The 19,461-nt window shown below is 71.1% G+C and carries 17 protein-coding genes and 1 other RNA gene; 4 read left to right on the plus strand and 14 right to left on the minus strand.

All coding sequences use genetic code 11. The annotated features are described in order from the left end of the window. Positions 1 to 3: 3 nt before the first annotated feature. Positions 4 to 1,341 carry a glutamine synthetase family protein gene (locus V6R91_RS18225; RefSeq protein ID WP_067243178.1) on the minus strand — a complete coding sequence of 446 codons (1,338 nt, stop codon included), beginning with the start codon at positions 1,339 to 1,341 and terminating at the stop codon, positions 4 to 6. Between the two features lie 3 nt (positions 1,342 to 1,344). After that, entirely contained in the window at positions 1,345 to 1,563 is a 219-nt protein-coding gene (locus V6R91_RS18230; RefSeq protein WP_336396329.1) for an SPOR domain-containing protein, read from the minus strand. Positions 1,564 to 1,631: 68 nt separating this feature from the next. Here V6R91_RS18230 and ppgK point away from each other — a divergent pair, with 68 nt between their 5' ends. Continuing rightward, positions 1,632 to 2,390 (plus strand): polyphosphate--glucose phosphotransferase, encoded by a 759-nt coding sequence (gene ppgK, locus V6R91_RS18235; protein ID WP_067243176.1) that lies wholly within the window; start codon positions 1,632 to 1,634, stop codon positions 2,388 to 2,390. 27 nt (positions 2,391 to 2,417) lie between these two features. Here the strand turns inward: ppgK and V6R91_RS18240 are convergent, their stop codons facing one another. From V6R91_RS18240 to V6R91_RS18250, 3 genes are all read right to left on the minus strand, one after another. Next, positions 2,418 to 3,434, minus strand: coding sequence for a hypothetical protein (locus V6R91_RS18240; RefSeq protein WP_336396330.1), 1,017 nt, complete (start codon positions 3,432 to 3,434; stop codon positions 2,418 to 2,420). Positions 3,435 to 3,498: 64 nt separating this feature from the next. Continuing rightward, positions 3,499 to 3,873: RNase P RNA component class A (gene rnpB / locus V6R91_RS18245), an RNA gene on the minus strand. Positions 3,874 to 3,880: 7 nt separating this feature from the next. Next, positions 3,881 to 5,632 (minus strand): bifunctional 3'-5' exonuclease/DNA polymerase, encoded by a 1,752-nt coding sequence (locus V6R91_RS18250; RefSeq protein WP_336396331.1) that lies wholly within the window; start codon positions 5,630 to 5,632, stop codon positions 3,881 to 3,883. Between the two features lie 138 nt (positions 5,633 to 5,770). Here V6R91_RS18250 and V6R91_RS18255 point away from each other — a divergent pair, with 138 nt between their 5' ends. After that, positions 5,771 to 6,610: an aldo/keto reductase gene (locus tag V6R91_RS18255; protein ID WP_336396332.1), complete on the plus strand. Its 840-nt coding sequence runs from the start codon at positions 5,771 to 5,773 to the stop codon at positions 6,608 to 6,610. A gap of 28 nt (positions 6,611 to 6,638) precedes the next feature. Here V6R91_RS18255 and V6R91_RS18260 read toward each other — a convergent pair whose 3' ends face one another. Both V6R91_RS18260 and V6R91_RS18265 read right to left on the minus strand, forming a co-directional pair. After that, complete coding sequence (locus V6R91_RS18260) at positions 6,639 to 7,391, minus strand: zinc ribbon domain-containing protein (RefSeq protein WP_067243172.1); 753 nt, start codon at positions 7,389 to 7,391, stop codon at positions 6,639 to 6,641. 36 nt (positions 7,392 to 7,427) lie between these two features. Next, positions 7,428 to 7,820: a YchJ family protein gene (locus V6R91_RS18265; RefSeq protein WP_336396333.1), complete on the minus strand. Its 393-nt coding sequence runs from the start codon at positions 7,818 to 7,820 to the stop codon at positions 7,428 to 7,430. A gap of 80 nt (positions 7,821 to 7,900) precedes the next feature. Between V6R91_RS18265 and V6R91_RS18270 the strand changes: the two genes are divergently transcribed. Then, positions 7,901 to 10,111: a heavy metal translocating P-type ATPase gene (locus tag V6R91_RS18270; protein ID WP_442928151.1), complete on the plus strand. Its 2,211-nt coding sequence runs from the start codon at positions 7,901 to 7,903 to the stop codon at positions 10,109 to 10,111. A gap of 22 nt (positions 10,112 to 10,133) precedes the next feature. Here the strand turns inward: V6R91_RS18270 and V6R91_RS18275 are convergent, their stop codons facing one another. Beyond that, entirely contained in the window at positions 10,134 to 11,264 is a 1,131-nt protein-coding gene (locus tag V6R91_RS18275) for an aminotransferase class V-fold PLP-dependent enzyme (RefSeq protein ID WP_336396335.1), read from the minus strand. A 46-nt stretch (positions 11,265 to 11,310) separates the two neighbouring features. Next, the gene (locus tag V6R91_RS18280) at positions 11,311 to 11,748 is read right to left on the minus strand and encodes a GNAT family N-acetyltransferase (protein ID WP_336396336.1); all 438 of its coding nucleotides are present in this window, start codon (positions 11,746 to 11,748) and stop codon (positions 11,311 to 11,313) included. A gap of 121 nt (positions 11,749 to 11,869) precedes the next feature. Between V6R91_RS18280 and V6R91_RS18285 the strand changes: the two genes are divergently transcribed. After that, positions 11,870 to 12,913, plus strand: coding sequence for a TetR/AcrR family transcriptional regulator (locus tag V6R91_RS18285; RefSeq protein ID WP_336396337.1), 1,044 nt, complete (start codon positions 11,870 to 11,872; stop codon positions 12,911 to 12,913). A gap of 5 nt (positions 12,914 to 12,918) precedes the next feature. Here the strand turns inward: V6R91_RS18285 and V6R91_RS18290 are convergent, their stop codons facing one another. From V6R91_RS18290 to V6R91_RS18310, 5 genes are read right to left on the minus strand one after another with little or no spacing between them, the layout of a single operon-like run. Further along, positions 12,919 to 13,989: a Zn-dependent alcohol dehydrogenase gene (locus V6R91_RS18290; RefSeq protein ID WP_336396338.1), complete on the minus strand. Its 1,071-nt coding sequence runs from the start codon at positions 13,987 to 13,989 to the stop codon at positions 12,919 to 12,921. A 13-nt stretch (positions 13,990 to 14,002) separates the two neighbouring features. Beyond that, the gene (locus tag V6R91_RS18295) at positions 14,003 to 15,946 is read right to left on the minus strand and encodes a flavin-containing monooxygenase (protein ID WP_336396339.1); all 1,944 of its coding nucleotides are present in this window, start codon (positions 15,944 to 15,946) and stop codon (positions 14,003 to 14,005) included. A gap of 46 nt (positions 15,947 to 15,992) precedes the next feature. Continuing rightward, positions 15,993 to 17,579: an AMP-binding protein gene (locus V6R91_RS18300; RefSeq protein ID WP_336396340.1), complete on the minus strand. Its 1,587-nt coding sequence runs from the start codon at positions 17,577 to 17,579 to the stop codon at positions 15,993 to 15,995. After that, positions 17,576 to 18,382, minus strand: a complete 807-nt coding sequence (locus V6R91_RS18305; RefSeq protein ID WP_336396341.1) for an enoyl-CoA hydratase — start codon at positions 18,380 to 18,382, stop codon at positions 17,576 to 17,578. The genes V6R91_RS18300 and V6R91_RS18305 overlap by 4 nt, the downstream gene beginning before the upstream one ends. Continuing rightward, positions 18,379 to 19,461, minus strand: coding sequence for an acyl-CoA dehydrogenase family protein (locus V6R91_RS18310; RefSeq protein WP_336396342.1), 1,083 nt, complete (start codon positions 19,459 to 19,461; stop codon positions 18,379 to 18,381). Before V6R91_RS18310 ends, V6R91_RS18305 begins: the two co-directional genes overlap by 4 nt.

Here is a 19,461-nt window from a genome sequence, read left to right on the forward strand (position 1 = left end):
GGATCAGAGCAGCTCGAGGTTGCTCTTGAGCTCGAACGGCGTCACCTGACCCCGGTACGCCTCCCACTCCTTGCGCTTGTTCAGCAGGACGTAGGTGAACACCTGCTCTCCCAGGGTCTCCGCGACGAGCTCCGAGTCCTCCATGTACTCCAGCGCGTGGTCCAGGCTCGACGGCAGCGGCGCGTAGCCGAGGGCCCGGCGCTCCGCCTCGCTCAGCGACCAGACGTTGTCCTCGGCCTCGGGCGGGAGCTCGTAGCCCTCCTCGATCCCCTTCAGCCCCGCGGCCAGCATGAGCGCATAGGCGAGGTAGGGGTTCGCCGCGGAGTCCAGCGCCCGGTACTCCACGCGCGAGGACTGCCCCTTGTTCGGCTTGTACATCGGGACGCGCACGAGCGCGGAGCGGTTTGCGTGGCCCCACGTGATGAAGCTCGGCGCCTCGTCGCCGCCCCACAGGCGCTTGTACGAGTTGACAAACTGGTTCGTCACCGCCGCGATCTCGTTCGCGTGGCGCAGCAGTCCGGCGATGAACTGACGCCCCGTGCGCGAGAGCTGGTACTTGGCGCCCTCCTCGTAGAAGGCGTTGACGTCCCCCTCGAACAGGGACATGTGGGTGTGCATGCCGCTGCCCGGCTGATCGCTGAGCGGCTTCGGCATGAACGTCGCGTAGACGCCCTGCTCGATCGCCACCTCCTTGATCACGGTGCGGAAGGTCATGATGTTGTCGGCTGTGGTCAACGCGTCGGCATAGCGCAGGTCGATCTCGTTCTGCCCCGGCCCGCCCTCATGATGGCTGAACTCGACCGAGATCCCGAGATCCTCGAGCATCCGCACCGCGCTGCGGCGGAAGTCGTGCGCCGTGCCGCCGGGCACGTTGTCGAAGTAGCCTGCCGAGTCCACTGGGACGGGGCCGTCGGGTCCCGCCTCCTTCGACTTCAGCAGGTAGAACTCGATCTCCGGATGCGTGTAGAACGTGAACCCGGCGTCGGCGGCTTTGGCGAGCGTGCGCTTCAGCACGTGACGAGGATCCGCCACGGCCGGACGCCCGTCCGGCGTCGTGAGGTCGCAGAACATTCGCGCCGTGGGGTCGATCTCACCCCGCCAGGGCAGGATCTGGAAGGTCGTGGGATCGGGCTGCGCGAGCAGGTCGGACTCGAAGCTGCGCGTCAGTCCCTCGATGGCGGATCCATCGAACCCGATGCCCTCCGCGAACGCGCCCTCGACCTCCGCCGGCGCGATCGCCACGGACTTGAGAGTCCCGATCACGTCCGTGAACCACAGGCGGACGAACTTGACGCCGCGCTCCTCGATCGTGCGCAGGACGAAGTCGCGCTGCTTGTCCACGGATCAGGCCTTGGCGTCGTCGGGGCCGGAGCCGCCCCAGGAGTCGTCCGCCGCGTCCTCCTCCGCCCAGACCCGGGCGTTCTCCTCGAGCTTCTCGGGCGCGCGCCGGGCCTCCTCCTCGGTGTCGAACGGGCCGACCCGGTCGACGGCGGGCGAGATCATCCCGAACTCGACGTCACCGGTGCGGATGTTGTACCAGTACTTCTTGTCGGCGTCTTCCACAGGGTTCCCCTTCGTCAGCGGCTGTCACGATCCTACTGTCGTCCGCGCTCATCGCTAGGCTGTGACGCATGGCACAAGCGATCGGCGTGGACATCGGCGGAACCGGGATCAAGGCGGGCATCGTCGATCTCGAACACGGCACCCTCTCTTCGGACCGCGTGCGCGTCCCCACCCCGAAGGGCGCCTCCCCCGATGACGTGCTGACCGCGGTCAAGGAGGTCCTGGACACCCTCGGCGTGGCCGAGTCCACCCTCCCGCTGGGGGTGGCCTTTCCGGCGATCGTGAAGTACGGCAAAACGCTCTCGGCGGCCAACGTGTCGCCGGATTGGATCGGCTTCGAGGCCGAGGCCTTCTTCGAGAAGGGACTCGGCCGCGAGATCCACTTCGTCAACGACGCCGACGCGGCCGGCGTCGCCGAGGCCCGCCACGGCGCCGCCCGTGACGCCCGCGGTCTCACGATCGTCGCCACCCTCGGCACCGGCATCGGCTCCGCGTTCCTCTACAACGGCGTGCTGGTCCCGAACACGGAGCTCGGGCATCTGCTGTACGACGGCACGAGCGTGGAGGACGCCTCGATCGAGAAGTGGACCGCGTACTCCGCGATGGAGCGCGAGCAGCTCTCCTGGGAGGAGTGGTCGGCACGCCTCCAGGTCTTCTTCGCGCACGTGGAGTTCCTCTTCAGCCCCGATCTCTTCGTCGTCGGGGGCGGCGTCTCCAAGCATCCGGAGAAGTTCCTGCCGCTGCTCGATCTGAACACGCCCATCGTGGCGGCCGTCCACCGCAACTCCGCGGGCATCATCGGCGCCGCCTCGCTCGCCGCCGACTGACCTCCCGGGTCTCCCGGGCCCTGCGCGCTACTCCAGGTCCAGCCGCAGTAGCCCGGGATGCCGAGCGGTCTCGACCCGGAGCACTTCGAGCAGCTCCGCGATCCCGGGCGTCATGGTGACGCCCGGGCCGCTGAGCAGGTATGACGCCGTCCTCCCGGCCGCCGGCTCCAGCGCCAATCGGTGTCGACTGTACGACGGCGGCGTGAGCTGGATGCGGGTGAGCTGCGCGTACGGGTAGTCGACGTCGTCGATCCGCAGACCGAGGTGGGTCACGTTCAGCTGCGCCGGCACGGACCGCGCCTTCCTCGCCTGGTGTGCGGATCCGACGAGGACCCCCACGGCGCCGAGAACCGCGAAGGGAACGATCAGGATCAGCGCGGAGTAGTCGTTGAACTCCAGCCCGCCGGTCCCGAAGACGAGGGCGACGGTCGCCAGCGCGAGCAGGAGCAGGCCGACGCCCGCGAGCCCGAACCCACGGGCGGTCCGCCGCACCGGCCCGGCATCGGTGCGAAACTGCGTGGGCAGCGAGGCGCGTCTCCTCGCCGCCTCCACCGGGTCCACCGGCTCCGGCGGCGCCACCGGCGCGAGCAGGGACATCAGCTCGTTGAACTGTGCCCGCGTGTATCCGGGCAGGGAGACGGTCTCCGTCCCGGCGTCCGAGTGCACGGTCAGGGCACGGGTCGTCCCCGATCTCAGCCCGTTCGTGTAGTGCTCGGTCACCTTCGAGGCGAACTCCGTGTCCTCCCGCAGGTAGAGCCGGTTCTTCCCGGGCCGAAGGATCATGACGATGTCGGGACGAACGACGATCCGCACGTTCGCGAACACGAACACGCAGACCCCGATGATGATCGCCCCCGCCACGCAGAGCGCGAGGATGACCATCCCTCGCGTGCCGGTCGACATCTGACGGGGAAGATGACTCGGCACGATGAACAGCAGCGCCGTGGAGAGCAGGGCGGACCCCAGCAGGACGCCGATGATCGCCCGGAGCGGACTGCGTCGGAACACCCGTTCGTCGACCGGCACGGAGTCTTGAATCGTCATTCAATCATTCTGTTCCGGGGGCCATGCGCGCGCAAACGCGCGCCCGCAGGCCCCGGCAGGGTGGTGAACGGGCCGGCCTGTACGCCGGGTTCTGTTCCGGGAGCCCTCTCGGGCGATCCCTTCGACGGTCATCTCTCTCGGCGACACGTTGCCGTGCCGCTCCAGCGGCCTACCCGAGGACTCGGCGAGCCGCGTCAGTATCCTCTGTCTGGCCTTGCTCCGGGCGAGGTTTACCTGGCGGACCGTGTCACCACGATCCCCGGTGGTCTCTTACACCACCCTTTCACCCTTACCTCCACCCGCGCGCGGGAGAGGCGGTCTGCTCTCTGTGGCACTGTCTCGCGGATTGCTCCGGGTGGGTGTTACCCACCGCCCTGCCCTGTGGAGCCCGGACGTTCCTCGGTGCGGTCTCCCGCCACGCGACCGTCCGGCCGACCCGTTCCCGATCAGTCTACCGGCGCGACAGGTGCCGACCCTTTGCCCGCGTCCTCGGAGACGCGCAGGTCCAGCGGGATCTCGACCGGGAAGCCGGGGAACAGCCGCCGCGTCGCCGCGTCCGCCGACGCGCGCACCACGTCGGCCACCGTCTCGGCCTGCTCCTCGGGACAGTGCACGATCACCTCGTCGTGGAGGAAGAACGCCAGGTGCGCCTGCCGGGAGAAGACCGGCCCCGACCTCGGCGCGGGCCGTTCCCCGGGCGGCAGCGAGGCCAGGCGGTGCCGGATCTCGGCCAGCCACAGCAGCGACCATTCCGCCGCGGTCCCCTGCACGACGAAGTTGCGCGTGAAGCGCCCCCGATCCCGCGCACGACTGCGGGCGCGCCGCTCGTCCGCCGCGCCGGCGTCCGGGTCGCTGGCGCGCGACTGCGTCGTGCTCCAGGACGCGTCCGGCCGGGGCGAGCCACGACCGAGCAGCGTCGAGACGACGCCGCCCTCCTCCCCCTCGCGGGCCGCCGCGTCCACGAGCGCCATGGCGCGCGGGAAGACGCTGCGCAGCCGCGGCGCGAGTCGGCCGCTGTCTCCCGTGGTGGCCCCGTACATCGCCCCCAGTACGGCGTACTTCGCCTCCTCGCGGGTGGCGACCACCCCGGAGCGCACGATGCCCGCGTAGAGGTCGGCGCCCTGAGCCGCGTCGGCCATCGCCCGATCGCGGGACAGGGCGGCGAGAACACGCGGCTCCAGCTGGGCGACGTCCGCGCACACGAGCAACCACCCCGGATCCGCGCGCACGGCGGGGCGCAGGCTCCGCGGGATCTGCAGCGCCCCACCCCCGGCGGAGGCCCACCGGCCGGTGACGACGCCGCCGGTGATGTACACCGGACGGAACCTCCCCTCGTGCACCCATTCGGCGAGCCAGCTCCACCCGTTCGCCGTGAACAGACGAGCCATGCGCTTGTACGCGAGCAGAGGAGGGATCACCGGGTGGTCCACCTCGGCGAGCTCCCATCGGGAGGTCGAGTCGACCATGACGCCGGCGCGGCGGAGCGCGCGCAGCAGCCGCGGCGGGCTGTCCGGGTTCAGCTGCGGGTCTTCGAGGAGCTGCCCGATCTCCCGGACCAGCACTGCCATCCGTTCCGGGCGGCTCCCCCGTGGCGGACGGCGACCGAGGGCCTCGGTGAGGATCCGGTCATGGACGACCTCGTCCCACGGCAGTCCCGCCGCCGTCATCTCTTCGGCGACCAGCGCCCCCGCGGACTCCGCGAGGCACAGCAGCTCCAGGCGCGCGTCGGGAGCGGTGCCGAGGGCGGCGCGCTGCCGGCGGAGCTCGGCGAGCACGGACTCGGCCTCCTCCTCGGCGCCGGCCCCGTCGTCGCCCAGGGAGAACAGGGCGGGGCGCCCCTCCGGCGCCGTCGGGTCGCCGCGCCGCCAGGCCGGGGACGCGGCGACCGGGCGGGGCAGCATCGTGGTGTCCCGGAGGATCGCATGGCACAGCAGGAGATCCTGGGCGCGGCGCAGCCGGACTCCGCCGGAGAGCAGGCGGGGATAGACGTCACGGACGCTGCGCACGACCCACCTCGGTGCGCACCGGCGCTCGTGCGCACCGACCCAGGCCACGAGCCCGTCGTCCCCGATCTCCTCCGTGGCGAAGACCTCGCCGTCCGCGTCCAGCAGCAGCGCACGCCACGCACCGCGACCCGGCGCGCGCCCGAGCACGATCGACGTGGGCCCGGATACAGCCGGGGCAGCCGAGGTTGCCACGTTTCGAACCTAGGCCCTGCCGCCGACATCGACCGCCCGCGCCGCTCGCGATTGTTGCGTCCCGTCTCCCTGCACTCCCCTACACGCCTCCGAGCGCGTTAGCGTGGAAGCGACCGATCCGCCGTCGAGAGGACCGTCATGACCGACATCGATCCCTTCACCGCCCACAACGGGTTCCGCCTGCCCGTTCAAGGGCTGGGCACCTACGCGTTCCGCGGCGAGGCCGGCGCCGACGCCGTCCGTGCCGGGATCGAGACCGGCTACCGGCTGATCGACTCGGCGTTCAACTACGAGAACGAGGGCGCGGTCGGCTGGGGCGTCTCGGGCGCGGCCGTGGACCGCGGAGAGCTCATCGTCACCACGAAGCTCGCGGGGCGTCACCACGAGCGGAACAAGGCCCTCGTCTCGATCGAGGAGAGCCGGTTCCGGCTCGGTGTCGACGCCATCGACCTCCTCCTCATCCACTGGCCGAACCCCCGCGTGGACAAGTACGTCGAGGCGTGGGAGTCGCTGATCGAGGCACGGGATCGGGGCCTGGTGCGCCAGATCGGCGTCTCCAACTTCCTGCCGGAGCACCTCGAACGCATCGAGAACGCGACCGGAGTCCGTCCGGTCGTCAACCAGATCGAGCTGCACCCGTACTTCCCGCAGACGGACGCGCTGGCGTACCACCGGGAGCAGGGCATCATCACCGAGGCGTGGAGCCCGCTGGGGCGCGCCGGCGACCTGTTCTCCGAGCCGGTCGTCACGAGGATCGCCGAGGAGCGCGGACTCTCCCCCGCGCAGGTCGTCCTGGCATGGCACGCGACACGAGGGTCGGTCGCGATCCCGAAGGCCGCGGATCCGGCCCACCAGTCCGCGAACCTCGCCGCCGCCGATCTGCGCCTGTCCGCCGACGACGTCGACGCGGTGACGGCACTGGGGCGCGCGGACGGACGCCTCTTCGGCGCCGACCCGCGCACGCACGAGGAGCTCTGAGCGCCGAGCGCGCGATCCGCCCCCGTCGTCAGTCCGCGGCGGGGGTCGCCTGCAGACCCGACTCCTCCGTGCGGACGAGGATGCAGCCGCACTCCGGGCAGGACACGACCTCCTCCGGATCCGCCTGGCGGATCACGTTGAGGTCGGTCCCGGAGAGCACCATGCGGCACCCCTCGCACGTCTGTCGACGCAGCAGCGCGGCTCCGGCCGTGCGCTGCGCGCGGCGCTCGTACTCGCTGAGGAGCGACGGCGGGACCGAATCGGTGAGCGCGGCACGGTCCCGCGCGAGCTGCTCGCCCTCCGTCGTGGCGGCGGCCACCTGCGCCTTGGCCTCGGCCGTCAGGCGCGTCCCCTCCTCGACCGTGGCATCGATGAGGGCCTGCTGCGCGGCTCGCGCCGCCTCCGCCTCCTCCAGGCGCCCCATCACGTCGAGCTGCATGTCCTCCAGGTCGCTCTGGCGGCGCGCGAGGCTCGCGAGCTCCTGCTCCAGCGCGACGGCGTCCTTGGGGTTCGCCGTGGCGGCGAGGCGCTGCGCGTCGCGGTCGCGGCGCTGCTCGACCAGCGCGACGTCCGACTCCACCCGTGTGAGCTCCGCCTGCACGTCGTCGCGCCGCCCCGTCAGGACCGTGAGCTCGCGCAGCTGCTCCTGACGGAGCGCGGCGAGCTCGTTGATCCGCTCCCCCTGCGGCGGATGGGTCCGCGCGTGCTCGGCGCGGGCGATCCGTCGGTCGAGGTCGGCGATGTCCAGGAGCACGATCTGGTGCGCGGGGTTGGCTTTCACGTCTCAAACCTACGCCAGGAACCGTGGCGTGCGGGGTCAGGCCGTCGTGCCGTCAACATAGAGCCATCCACTCGCCTCCCGGACGAAGCGACTCCGCTCGCGCAGTGCGCCACGCCCGTCCGCATCGCGGTACCGCGCGACGAACTGCACGGTCCCCTCGCGGTCGAACGGACCGCCGCTCTCCGTCGCCTCGACGTCCAGGGAGAGCCAGTCCATGTCGGCGTCGAGATCCACGCGGGCGGGTCGGAAGTCCGGATGCCAGGTGCGGAGCAGGTGCTCCTCGTCGCCGACCGCGAAGGCGGTGAACCGCGATCTCATCAGACGCTCCGCGGTCGGGGCGGGGCGTCCGGCGAGGATCGGGCCGCAGCACGATCCATAGGCATCACCCGTCCCGCACGGGCAGCGCTGGTCCTCCCGTTTCCGCCGCATACGCCCTCCTCGTCACCACCATAGCGCCGTCCCTCAACCCCTTTCGGAATACCCCAATGGGGTATAGCGTTGGCCGGGATATGGACGACGAAGCGCACGAGACCCATCGACACGCCGCCCCACGACCCGCCGATCCGGGCGCGCCGCAGCGCACGGAGCACGCGGGCCACGCGCACGCAGCCCACGGAGCCCACCGGAGTCCTTCGGCACCTGCAGCACATGGCGCCCGTGACGGCGCCGCTCACGGAGGCCACGCCGGGCACACCGGCCACGGGGCCCCGAAAGGCCATGGCGGTCACGAGGGCCACGGCGGACATACCGGCCACGCCGATCACGTCGGCCAGTTCCGGCGGCTGTTCTGGATCATGCTCGTCCTCGCCGTCCCGGTGGTCGCGTTCTCCCCCATGTTCGCGATGCTGGTGGGCTATGTCGTCCCCGACGATCCGGTGATCCGCGCGATCCCGCCCGTGCTGGGCACCGTCGTCTTCCTCTGGGGCGGTCGGCCGTTCCTCACCGGCGCCATCGATGAGCTCCGCGCACGCCGACCGGGGATGATGTTGCTGATCGCCCTCGCCATCACGGTCGCCTTCCTCGCCTCCTGGGGAGCGACGCTCGGACTCCTCCACCACGAGCTCGACTTCTGGTGGGAGCTCGCGCTCCTGGTGGTGATCATGCTGCTCGGGCACTGGATCGAGATGCGCTCCCTGGCGCAGACCACCTCCGCGCTGGACTCGCTCGCCGCCCTGCTTCCCGACCAGGCCGAACGCATCGTCGGGGACGAGACCGAGTCCGTCTCCCCCGCACAGCTGCAGGTGGGCGACGTCGTCCTCGTGCGTCCGGGCGGACGGGTCCCGGCCGACGCTGTGATCGAGCAGGGGTCGGCGAGCGTGGACGAGTCGATGATCACCGGGGAGTCCCGCCCCGTGCAGCGCACCGTCGGCGACACGGTGGTGGCCGGAACCATCGCCACCGACTCGGGGATCCGCGCACGGGTGACCGCGGTGGGCGACGACACCGCCCTCGCGGGCATCGCCCGCCTGGTGGCGGACGCACAGAGCTCCAGCTCTCACGCCCAGCGCCTGGCGGATCGCGCCGCCGGGTGGCTGTTCTGGTTCGCACTCATCGCCGGGGTCGTGACCGCCGTCGTCTGGACGGCCGTCGGGCTCCCGGACGCCGCGGTCGTACGCGCCATCACGGTCCTCGTGATCGCCTGCCCGCATGCGCTCGGCCTTGCGATCCCGCTGGTCGTCTCGATCGCGACGGAGCGCGCGGCGCGGGGAGGCATCCTCGTCAAGGACCGCATGGCGCTCGAGCGGATGCGCACCGTCGACGCGGTGCTGTTCGACAAGACCGGAACGCTCACCGAGGGCGCGCCCGCCGTGACGGCGGTCGTCCCGGCGGACGGCTACGACCAGAACGAGGTCCTGGCGCTGGCGGCGGCCGCCGAATCCGACTCCGAGCATCCCCTCGCCCGCGCGATCGTGACCGCCGCGGACAGCCGGGAGCTGTCCCGGGCCACCGCGTCCGAGTTCCGCTCCGAGCCCGCCCTCGGCGTCCGCGCCCGGGTGGGCGACCGAACCGTCGAGGTCGGCGGACCGGCGCTCCTCGAGCAGGCCGGAGCCGACGAACTGCCGGCGTCCGAGGCATGGCGTGCCGACGGCGCGATCATCCTGCACGTCCTCGTCGACGGGCGGGTCGCCGGTGCCCTCCGCCTCGCGGATGCGATCCGCGCCGAGTCCCGTGACGCCGTCCGGGCCCTCACCGCTCGCGGCATCGAGGTGGTGATGATCACGGGCGACGCCGAAGCCGTCGCGGCGTCCGTGGCCCGCGAGCTCGGCATCTCCCGCTACTTCGCGGGGGTGCGCCCCGAGGACAAGTCGGCGCGCGTCGCCGAGCTGCAGTCCGAGGGCCGCGCCGTCGCGATGGTCGGGGACGGCGTCAACGACGCCCCCGCCCTCGCCAAGGCCGACGTCGGCATCGCGATCGGCGCGGGGACCGATGTCGCCATCGGCTCCGCCGGGGTCATCCTCGCCAGCGACGATCCGCGGTCGGTCGTCGCCACGATCGAGCTGTCGCGAGCGGCCTACCGGAAGATGACGCAGAACCTGTGGTGGGCCGCGGGCTACAACCTCGCCGCCGTCCCGCTCGCGGCCGGCGTGCTCGCCCCGATCGGATTCCTCCTGCCGATGTCGGTGGGGGCCGTCCTGATGTCGGTCTCCACCGTGGTCGTCGCTCTCAACGCGCAGCTCCTTCGTCGACTCGACCTGCGCCCGGAGCGGTTCACGCGTTGACCGCCACCGGCGACGGTCGGAGTCAGAGACCGACGCGGTCCAGAGCCGCCGCGAGACGTGCGACCGCCCCATCGACGTCGTCGAGCTTGTCCAGTCCGAACAGGCCGATCCGGAACGTCGAATAGGAGTCGGGTTCGCCGCAGTGCAACGGGACGCCGGCAGCGATCTGCACACCGGCCTCGCGGAAGCGGGCGCCGCTCTGCAGGGCGGGGTCGTCCGTGTGCACGACGACGACGCTGGCGGCCGCGAACTCCGGTGCGGCGACGGAGGGCAGGCCCCGTTCGGCGAGGAGCGCACGGACCCGTCGTCCGAGCTCGCCCTGGGCGCCCCGCAGCGCCGCGAACCCCCGATCCCGGGTCTGCGCCATCAGACGCGCATCATGAGCCAACGTGTCGGTCGGCATCGTGGCGTGGTACGGCGCGCGTCCCTCCCGATACTCCTCGGCGATCCACAGCCATCGGCCGAGATCGATCGCGAAGCTCGACGCCGTCCCCGCGCCGACCGCCGCGTGCCCGACGGGGCTGAGCATCACGTATCCCGCACCCGGGGAGCCGCTCCACCCCTTCTGCGGCGCGCTGAGGAGGACGTCGACGCCCAGGTCGCCCATGTCCACCCAGAGCGCCCCCGATGCGATGCAGTCCAGGACGAACACTCCGCCGACACCATGCACCGCATCCGCCACGGCACGGACGTAGTCGTCGGGGAGCACCATGCCCGATGCGGTCTCCACGTGCGGCGCGAAGACGACCTCGGGGCGCTGCGTCCGGATCGCCTCCACCACCTCCTCCAGCGGCGCGGGCTGCCAGGCCGCCTGAGGCGCACCGTCCACGGGGCGCGCCGTGAGAACGGTGACGTCGTCCGAGATCCGTCCGGTCTCGAGGATCTGCGACCACCGGTACGAGAACAGCCCGTTGCGCAGGACGAGACAGCGGCGGTCTGTCGCGAGCTGACGGGCCACGGCCTCCATCGCATAGGTCCCGCCTCCCGGGACCACCGCCGCGCTGTGGGCGCCGTAGGCGGCACGGAGGATGGCGAGGATCTCCTGCATCACGCCGACGAAGCGCGCGGACATGTGGTTCAGGGAGCGGTCGGTGAAGACCACCGAGTATTCGAGCAGGCCGCCCGGATCGACGTCATCGTGCGGAAGGATCATGGGGCCAGCCTGGCACACCGGCGCGCGCGACGCCGATCCGATGCCATCAGGGGATCGCGTACTGCACGAAGCCGGTGTCGCGCGCGACCCGGTCGTACAGCACCCGGGCCGCGGTGTTGCCGGACTGGGTCAGCCAGTACACCTTCGCGCACCCGTTCTCGCGCGCCCAGGTCGCGACGTGGCCGATGAGCGCGCGACCGGTCCCCGCCCCGCGCGCCGATGGGACGACGAACAGATCCTCGAGGTAGCAGTAGGGACCGCGCGTCCAGGTCGCCGGGTGCGCCAGCCAGTGCACGAGCCCCACCGCGGTGCCGTCGTCGTCCCGCGCGATCGTCGCGTGCATGTCGATTCCCGCCACCAGCCGCTCGAACGTGTGGGCGGTGACGTCGGGCGCGATCGTGGCCTCGTAGAAGTCGAGGTAACCGGTCCACAGCGTGAGCCAGTCGTCGTGGTCGGCCGCGGTCAGCGGGGCGAGGGTGGTCATCCGTCGATCCTAGGCCTCGCGACCGGCGTCGCCGCGTGGGGATCGTCCTTCGAGGCCAGAGGCCACGCCGTCAACGAATCACCTCCGCCGAGGCCCGGAACGCAAGTATGGTGGTATAGCTATGGCTCAACGACGCGACCGTCCCCCGGCTCCGGCATCGGCGGCGGACGAGGCCCAGTGGTGGGCGACTCCGCGGGTCGCGGAGGTCCTCGGCATCAGCCGCCAAGCCATCAACGTACGCGTGCGCAACCGGAAGCTCCTCGCTGCTCCGGGCCACGGCGTCACCCTGTTCCCGGCATGGCAGTTCGACGAGCAGACCGGCGCCGTCCGGCCCGAGGTCGCCGAGCTCCTGGACGCCGTGGACAGCGGGATCCCGGTGGAGGCGATCGCGCGATGGTCCGTCACCCCCGGGCCGGACGCCGCGCCCCCGGGAGACCTCCTCCGCAGCCCGGCGACGAAGGCCGAGGCGCTGCGCCGCGCGCGCTTTCTCGAGCCGGAGGCGCTTCCCGCGCCCGGGGCCGAGGACGCCGACGAGGTTCCCGACGACGTCGCCGGCTGGATGCCCGCCCGCGCCGAGTCCAGCGAGGCCCAGCGGGCGATCCTCCTGGCGGCGGCCGAGCTGTTCGCGCGGAAGGGACCGGCGAAGACCTCGCTCCGCGAGATCGCGACCGCCGCCGACGTGCCCTACGGACTGATCCACCGTCACTACCAGACGAAGGAGAACCTCCTCGTCGCGGTGATGCAGCTCCTCGTGGCCTACGGCGGTGAGCGTCTCTCCGGGGAGCAGGACATCTACGCCGCCATCGACAACTCCTTCGGCGCGGACCTCGACGCGGGGCAGTTCGGCCGGATGCTCACCTGGGCCGTGTTCGAGGGCACCCCGCCGGAACGCCTGCTCGGGGGCGCCCGGTCGCGCGGCTACCGCACGCAGATCGAAGCACTGTGGCAGGACCCCGCCCGGCCGACGACGCCCGGACGCTTCGACGCGGAGGTGCTGGCATCGTTGATCGCGCTCATCGGCTCGGTCTGGAACATGTACGAGCCCTACTTCAGCGCTCTCTCGGACCGCGCCGACGACCCCGCCAGCCGCGAGGGCCTGCGACGTGAGGTGGCTGACATGCTGAAGCTCCTCGTCTACGCGACGCGACCCGCGAACGGATCCTGACGGGATCAGGCGGGCATCCGCAGCACGCCGCGGTCGAGCACCCCCGCGCGAGCATCGTCGAAGAGCATCTCGAAGTCGTCGAGCTCGTAGGTCCGCGTCACCAGCTCGTCGAGCAGGAGGAGCCCACGGCGATAGAGCTCGAGATACATCGGGACATCCGCTCCCGGCCGGGATGAGCCATACCGGCAGCCGAGCACCGAACGATCCATGTACAACGCGCTCGCCGGCACCGACAGCCGCGTCTCCGGGCCGGCCACACCGAGCATGATCAGCTGACCGCCCCAGTCGAGCATCTCCATGGCCTGGCTGGTCACGGCCTCGCCGCCCACGCAGTCGAACGCATGGCCGACGCCTCCGCCGGAGAGCTCGCGGACGCGTGCCGCCGCGTCGCCATCCGTCGCGTCGACGAACGCGGTGGCCCCGAAGCGCTCCGCCTGGGACGCCTTGCCCGGATTGGTGTCGACGACGATGATCCGGGCGGCACCCGCCACCCGGGCCGCCTGGACCACGTTGAGTCCGATCCCGCCCGCGCCGATCACCGCCACCGAGTCGCCCGGTCGCACGCGCGCACGGTTGAAGACGGCTCCCGCGCCGGTGAGGACCGCGCACCCGATCAGGCACGCCGTCTCCAGAGGGACGTCCTTCGGGATCGAGATCGCCTGCTGCGCCTGGACCACGATCCGTTCACTGAAGGTCGACAGCGTCGCGAAGTTGTGGACGGCGGTGTCGCCGCGCCGGAATGGCGTGGCGGTCTTGCCGAACGACTCACGACACATCGTCGGGTGACCCGCCGCGCACGACGGGCATCGCCCGCACGTCGCCAACGTGGCCAGGACCACGTGATCGCCGACCTGCGGCGCCGCGACCCCCGGCCCCACCGCCTCCACGACGCCCGCGCCCTCGTGGCCGAGGATCACCGGCGAGGGGAACGGGATCTTGCCGCGCATCACGCTCAGGTCGCTCTGGCACAGCCCGCTCGCCACGATGCGGACGACCACCTCCCCGTGTCCCGGGTCGCGGAGCTCGACATCGTCGACGAGCGTGTTCTCCGTGCCGTCAAAGACGATCGCTCTCATGGTCTTCCGCCTTTCATGGCATGCGTGCGGTCAGGAGCTCCCGCGGCGACGCTGTCGACGCCGCGGTGAAGTGGTAGTCGGAGACCTGCAGCGCCTCGCACATCTCGAAGAACCGCTCGCCCGTCCAGGGCGCGTTCATCTGCAGCCGCCCGAACTCGTTCACGTAGTAGTTCCGTTTCATCGTGCTGTGCTCGGACAGATAGATGAGCTGCTGCGCCTCCGTGTGCAGATCCTCGTTGTATCTGTCGAAGACGTCCTGGCGCACCGCCATCGAAGCATGACCACCCTCGAGCATCGCGACGATCCCCTGTGCGATGTACCGGCTCCAGATCTCGAACCAGGTGGGCAGCCCCGCCCCTCCGGCGACCGGCTGCGAGTTCGGCCCGTACAGCAGGAACAGGTTCGGGAAGCGCGGGACCGTCATGCCCAGGTAGGCCTGTGCTCCCTGCGGACGCCAGACCTCCTCCAGGCTCACCCCGCCCTCGCCGTAGTACGCGGTCGGCCAGACGTACTTCTCCGTCTGGAAGCCCACCGCCGCGAGGATCACCTCCGTCTCGCGCGCGGTCCCGTCCGCGGTCACGACCGCGGTCTCCTCGATGCGATCGATCGCGGTCGACACGAGCTCGACGTTCGGTCGCGTCAGCGACGCATACCAGTTGTTATCGACCACGGGGCGCCGCGTCATCGGTGCGTAGTCGGGCACGAGCTGATCCACCAGGTCGCGCCGGCCACCGACCTGATGCTCGATGTAACGGGTCAGGAGCGCACGCAGGTCGTCATTGCGCTCGCTGACCGCGCCCCCGCCCTCGATCCATCGCGCGTCGGTCGTGAGGACGTTGCGCAACTCGATCGTGCCCATCGCGGCGACGTACTTGTTCCAGTTCCAGTAGAACGGCAGAGCGCCGATGAGCCACTGGAGCTCGTCCGAGATCGGGACCCCGTAGTTGGCGCGCGGCGAGATCCACTGCGGGGTGCGTTGGTACACCGTCACCGACTCGGCGGTCTCGGCGACCTTCGACAGGAGCTGCACCCCCGTCGATCCGTTGCCGATGACCGCCACCTTCTTGCCGGTGCAGTCCACTCCGTCGTGCCACCGCGCGGTGTGCACCACCTCGCCAGCGAACCCCTCCGCGCCCTCGATCGGCAGATCGCGCGGCGTCGCGAAGATCCCGCTCGCCGCGACGACGACATCGGCACGGACGTCCTGGTCGGGATGCCCCTCCCGGGAGACCGTCAGCGTCCAGTTCTGGCTCCGGTCGTCGAATCGTGCGACGCGGACGTCGCTGCCGAACGAGATCCGATCGAACACCCCGTGTCGCCGCGCCACGTGCTCGATGTACGCCCGGACGTCCGCCTGGCGGGCGAAGTACGCGGGCCAGGGGTACTTCTTCTCGAACCCGTACTCGTACGTGGCGCTGAGCGTGTCCACCCCGGCATCCGGATAGGTGTTGATGCTCCAGACGCCGCCGACCTCGGACCGGCGTTCGTAGACGGTGAACGGGATGCCGAGCTGCGCGAGCTGGACCCCCATCGCGATCCCGGCGATGCCCGCGCCCACGATCGCCACGTGGTACCCGTCCGGGACCGAGGGGTCCGCCGTCCAGTGCGCCTGGAACGGCATGTCGCCGAAGCTCGGGATCTGACGCCGCAGCGTCAGTTCGGGAGGTTCGAGCCGGCGCCCTTCGAGCATCTGGATCAGCTCGTCGATCTCGGAGGCGGTGGGCTCCGGCAGTTCCTCCTCTGCCGGGGCGCCGGTCAGCAGCAGATCGACGGCCTTGCGCCGGATCAGCTCCTCGTCCTCGACCGCGAACGAGACCGTGTCGGCGACGGCGCCGTACACCCGACGCGGCACGATCGAGGCGATCTCGGGGTCCCGGGTGATCTGGTACAGGGAGAGCCGCAAGGCGTTGACGTCGGCGTGCGCGACCGCGCGCTCGACGAAGCTCCGTTCAGGCATGTCTGGTTCCAATGCTCGATGGGCGGCCTGGGCCGCCGGGACTGCGTCAGCCGGCCGTCGGGACCGCGAGGGCCGCGTCCGACACGGACTCGCGGAGGACCTGCTTGCGGATCTTCATGGTCGGGGTCTTGGGCATCTCGTCCACGAGGACGACCTGCTCAGGGAACTTCGCCGGCGAGATGCCCGAGGCCCGACAGTGCTCGCGCACCGCGGCCAGATCCGGCGCCTCGCCTCCTGGTGCCGCGACGAGCACCGCGCAGATCCGCTCCCCGGTCCGTTCGTCCGGCATGCCGAGCACCGCGACGTCGGCGATGCCGGGGTGAGCCGCCAGGACCTCCTCGATCTCCGCCGGGCTGATCGTCTCCCCCTTCCGGATGATGAGGTCCTTCTCGCGCCCGACGAGGACGAGATGCCTGTCCGGGGCGAGACGCCCGATGTCGCCGGTGAACAGCCACCCCTCCGCGTCGAACGGCGCGACCGGCTGACCGTCCACGAGGTAGTGGAGAAAGCGCATCTCCCCGCGCAGCCAGACCCGGCCGGCCTCCCCGGCCGCCAGGGCGTCACCCTCCTCCGACCGGATCTCCACCTCGCACCCCTGCACCGGACGCCCGGAGGTCGTCGCGAGGTGTTCGACGCTGTCGCCCACGCGTGCGGAGGTGATCATCGGGCACTCGGTCATCCCGTATGCGTGCAGCACCGGCACTCCCATCTCGGCGAGCACGTCGCGGAACAGCCTCTCCGGCATCGGCGCGCCTCCGCCCGCCAGGATGCGCAGAGTGGGCACGAGCACAGTGCCGGGCGCCTTGCGCTGCTGTTCGAGCAGCAGCGCGTAGTGCGGCGTCGAGCCGCCCGTCACCGTCACGCCGGCGTCCCGCATCAGCGCGACTGCGGCCGCCGGCTCATAGACCTCCATGAGCACGAGCGACATGCCGCTCACGAGCGACGCCACGAGCATGTCCGGGCCGCCGATGTGCGCGTACGGGAACAGCACCGTCGCGACGTCGCTCGCCGTCGCCTCGATCGCCGCAGCCAGTGCGCTCCCGCCGGCGATCAGCGTGCCGTCCGCGTGGCAGACCCCCTTGGGCGCCGAGGTGGTGCCCGACGTCGTGTAGATCCACCGCACCTCGTCACGTCCTTCCGGCGCGGGCGGCAGCGACGCGGGGTCGCCGTCGGGCAGGGTCTCGCCGAGCACGATCACCTCGACCCGGTCACCGGTGGCGGCGCGGACGCCGTGCGCCATGGCGGCGTGGTCGAAACCGCGGAACTCGGGGATCGTGATCAGCCACTCGGTCCCGCACTGCGCGACCATCGCGGTGACCTCCCGCTCCCGGTACAGCGGGATGATCGGGTTCTGCACGGCGCCGAGCCTCGACAGGGCCAGGCTCAGCACGATCGTGTCGATCCTCGTGGGAAGCTGCCAGCTCACCACGGCTCCTGGCCCGATGCCGAGATCCTTCAGTCCGGCGGCGACCCGCTCGGCGCGGCCGGCCACGTCCGCGAACGTCTCCGTCCGGCCGTGCTCGTCGCGAAGCGCCACCGCGGCTCCGGTGGCGGCGGCCCGGAGACTCAGCAGGTGCCAGAGGGAGACGGCATCGGCCGTCGAGACGTCCCGGGGCGTGTCCGTCGGGCTCACGAGTCCTCCTTGGTGTCCGGCGCGGATCGCAGCGGATCCGGGGTGAGCAGGGGGTATCCGGTGCGCAGCAGCGCGTTGGCGTGTCCGTGCCAGTGGATGTCGAAGGCCGCTTGGATCGCGGCGCGCTGCCCCATCACGTCGAGCCCCTGGTTGATGGCACGTTTGGCCGTGGCCAGCCCCCAGGGGTCCATCTCCGAGATCTCGCGGGCGAGCGACATCGTCTGGGCGTCCAGCTCGTCCAGCGGCACGACGCGGTTGACCATCCCGGCGTCGTACGCCTCGGCCGCGCTGAAGGTGCGCGCCGTGAACAGCATCTCCTTGGCGCGGCGAGCGCCGAGCTCCCAGAGGTGCGCGTGGTACTCCACCCCGCCGACGCCGAACTTGACGACCGGATCGCTGAAGGATGCCGACTCGGCCGCGACGATGAGATCACACGGCCAGATCACGTTCAGCGCACCGGCGATGCAGGCGCCTTGCACCGCGGCGATGGACGGCTTGGGGATGTCGCGCCAGCGCTGGGAGAAGCCGAGATAGTGCTCGCTCTCCCATCCGTAGGCGCTCTCCATCACGGTCTTGCCGTCGCGGAAGTATCCCGGCGCGGGAGTGCGGAGATCGTGCCCGGCCGAGAAGTTGTCGCCGTTGGCCCGGACGACGATCACTTTCACCGCGTCGTCTGCGGCGGCCTGCTGCCATCGTGCGTCGAGATCGCGCAGCATCGACTCGTCCTGGGCGTTGTGCTTGTCCGGTCGGTCGAGGCTGATGACGGCCACGGCCTCATCCACGCGGTAGTCGACGTAGCTCACGCGGCCGACTCCGCCCACCGTCGGTCGAGGGCCGACACGACGTCGGCCTCGTTGCGGGCGTCCGATCCGAAGTCGAACTGCCAGCGCTTCGCGGCATTCGTGAACAGGTGGACGGAGGACTCGACCATGAAGCCGATCCCGGCGTGCACCTCGTGGGCGCCGTGCACCATCACCTGCGCCGTGCGCGCGGCCTGTCGGCGGAGAAGCCCCAGGTGCGGCTGCACGTCCTCCCCGGCATTGAGGGCCCGGGCCGTGGAGCGCACGTGCACCGAGGTCCGATGCACGGCGAGGGCCATGTCCGTGCAGAGGTACTGCACGGCCTGGAACCGTCCGATGGGACCGCCGAACTGATGCCGCTCCCGCGCATAGCGGACGGTGATCTCCAGCAGGCGCTGCCCGGCTCCGACCACCTGCGCCGCACGGAGGACCGCGGCGCGGGCGTCCGCCAGCTCCACGGCGGCATCCGCGCCCGCGCCCCGGGCCAGCACGTCCTCGGACGCGAGCGGCGTGTTCGAGAACGTCACGGCGAACAGCGGACGCTCCCCCAGGTTCGGCATCGCCTCGACCTCGGCGGAGTCCCCGGACGGCACCCGTGCGAGCACGTTCTCCGCACCTCGCGCGTGGACCAGAAAGGCATCCGCCCGGTCCGCGAAGCCGACGGCGAGCGCGGTGCCGCTCAGCGCGCCGTCCTGGACGGAGACGTGCTCTCCCCAGTCGGCGGAGGCGAACACCGGGACGACGATCGTCGCGCCATCGCCGATGCGATCCGCCAGCTCCCTGGCGTCTGCCGTGCCCGCTGCCAGCGAGGCGTCACGCGCCGTCATCAGGTCCAGGAGCGGTCCGTCCACCAGCGCGCGACCCATCTCCGCGAAGATCGCCGCGATCGTGCCCAGAGGGGCACGATCTTCATCCGCGCCCGTCGGGTCCCCCAGCTGCAACCAGCCCAGGTCGGCGAACTGCGCGACCTGCTCCTCGAAGGACAGCGTGCTCGCGCGATCCTCCAACGGCGAGTACCGCGAGAACGCGGCCCTGCCGACATCCGCGAGGACGTCGTAGTCCTCGCCCCATGCCACATCCAT

This window comes from Microbacterium sp. CCNWLW41 (genome assembly GCF_037083505.1).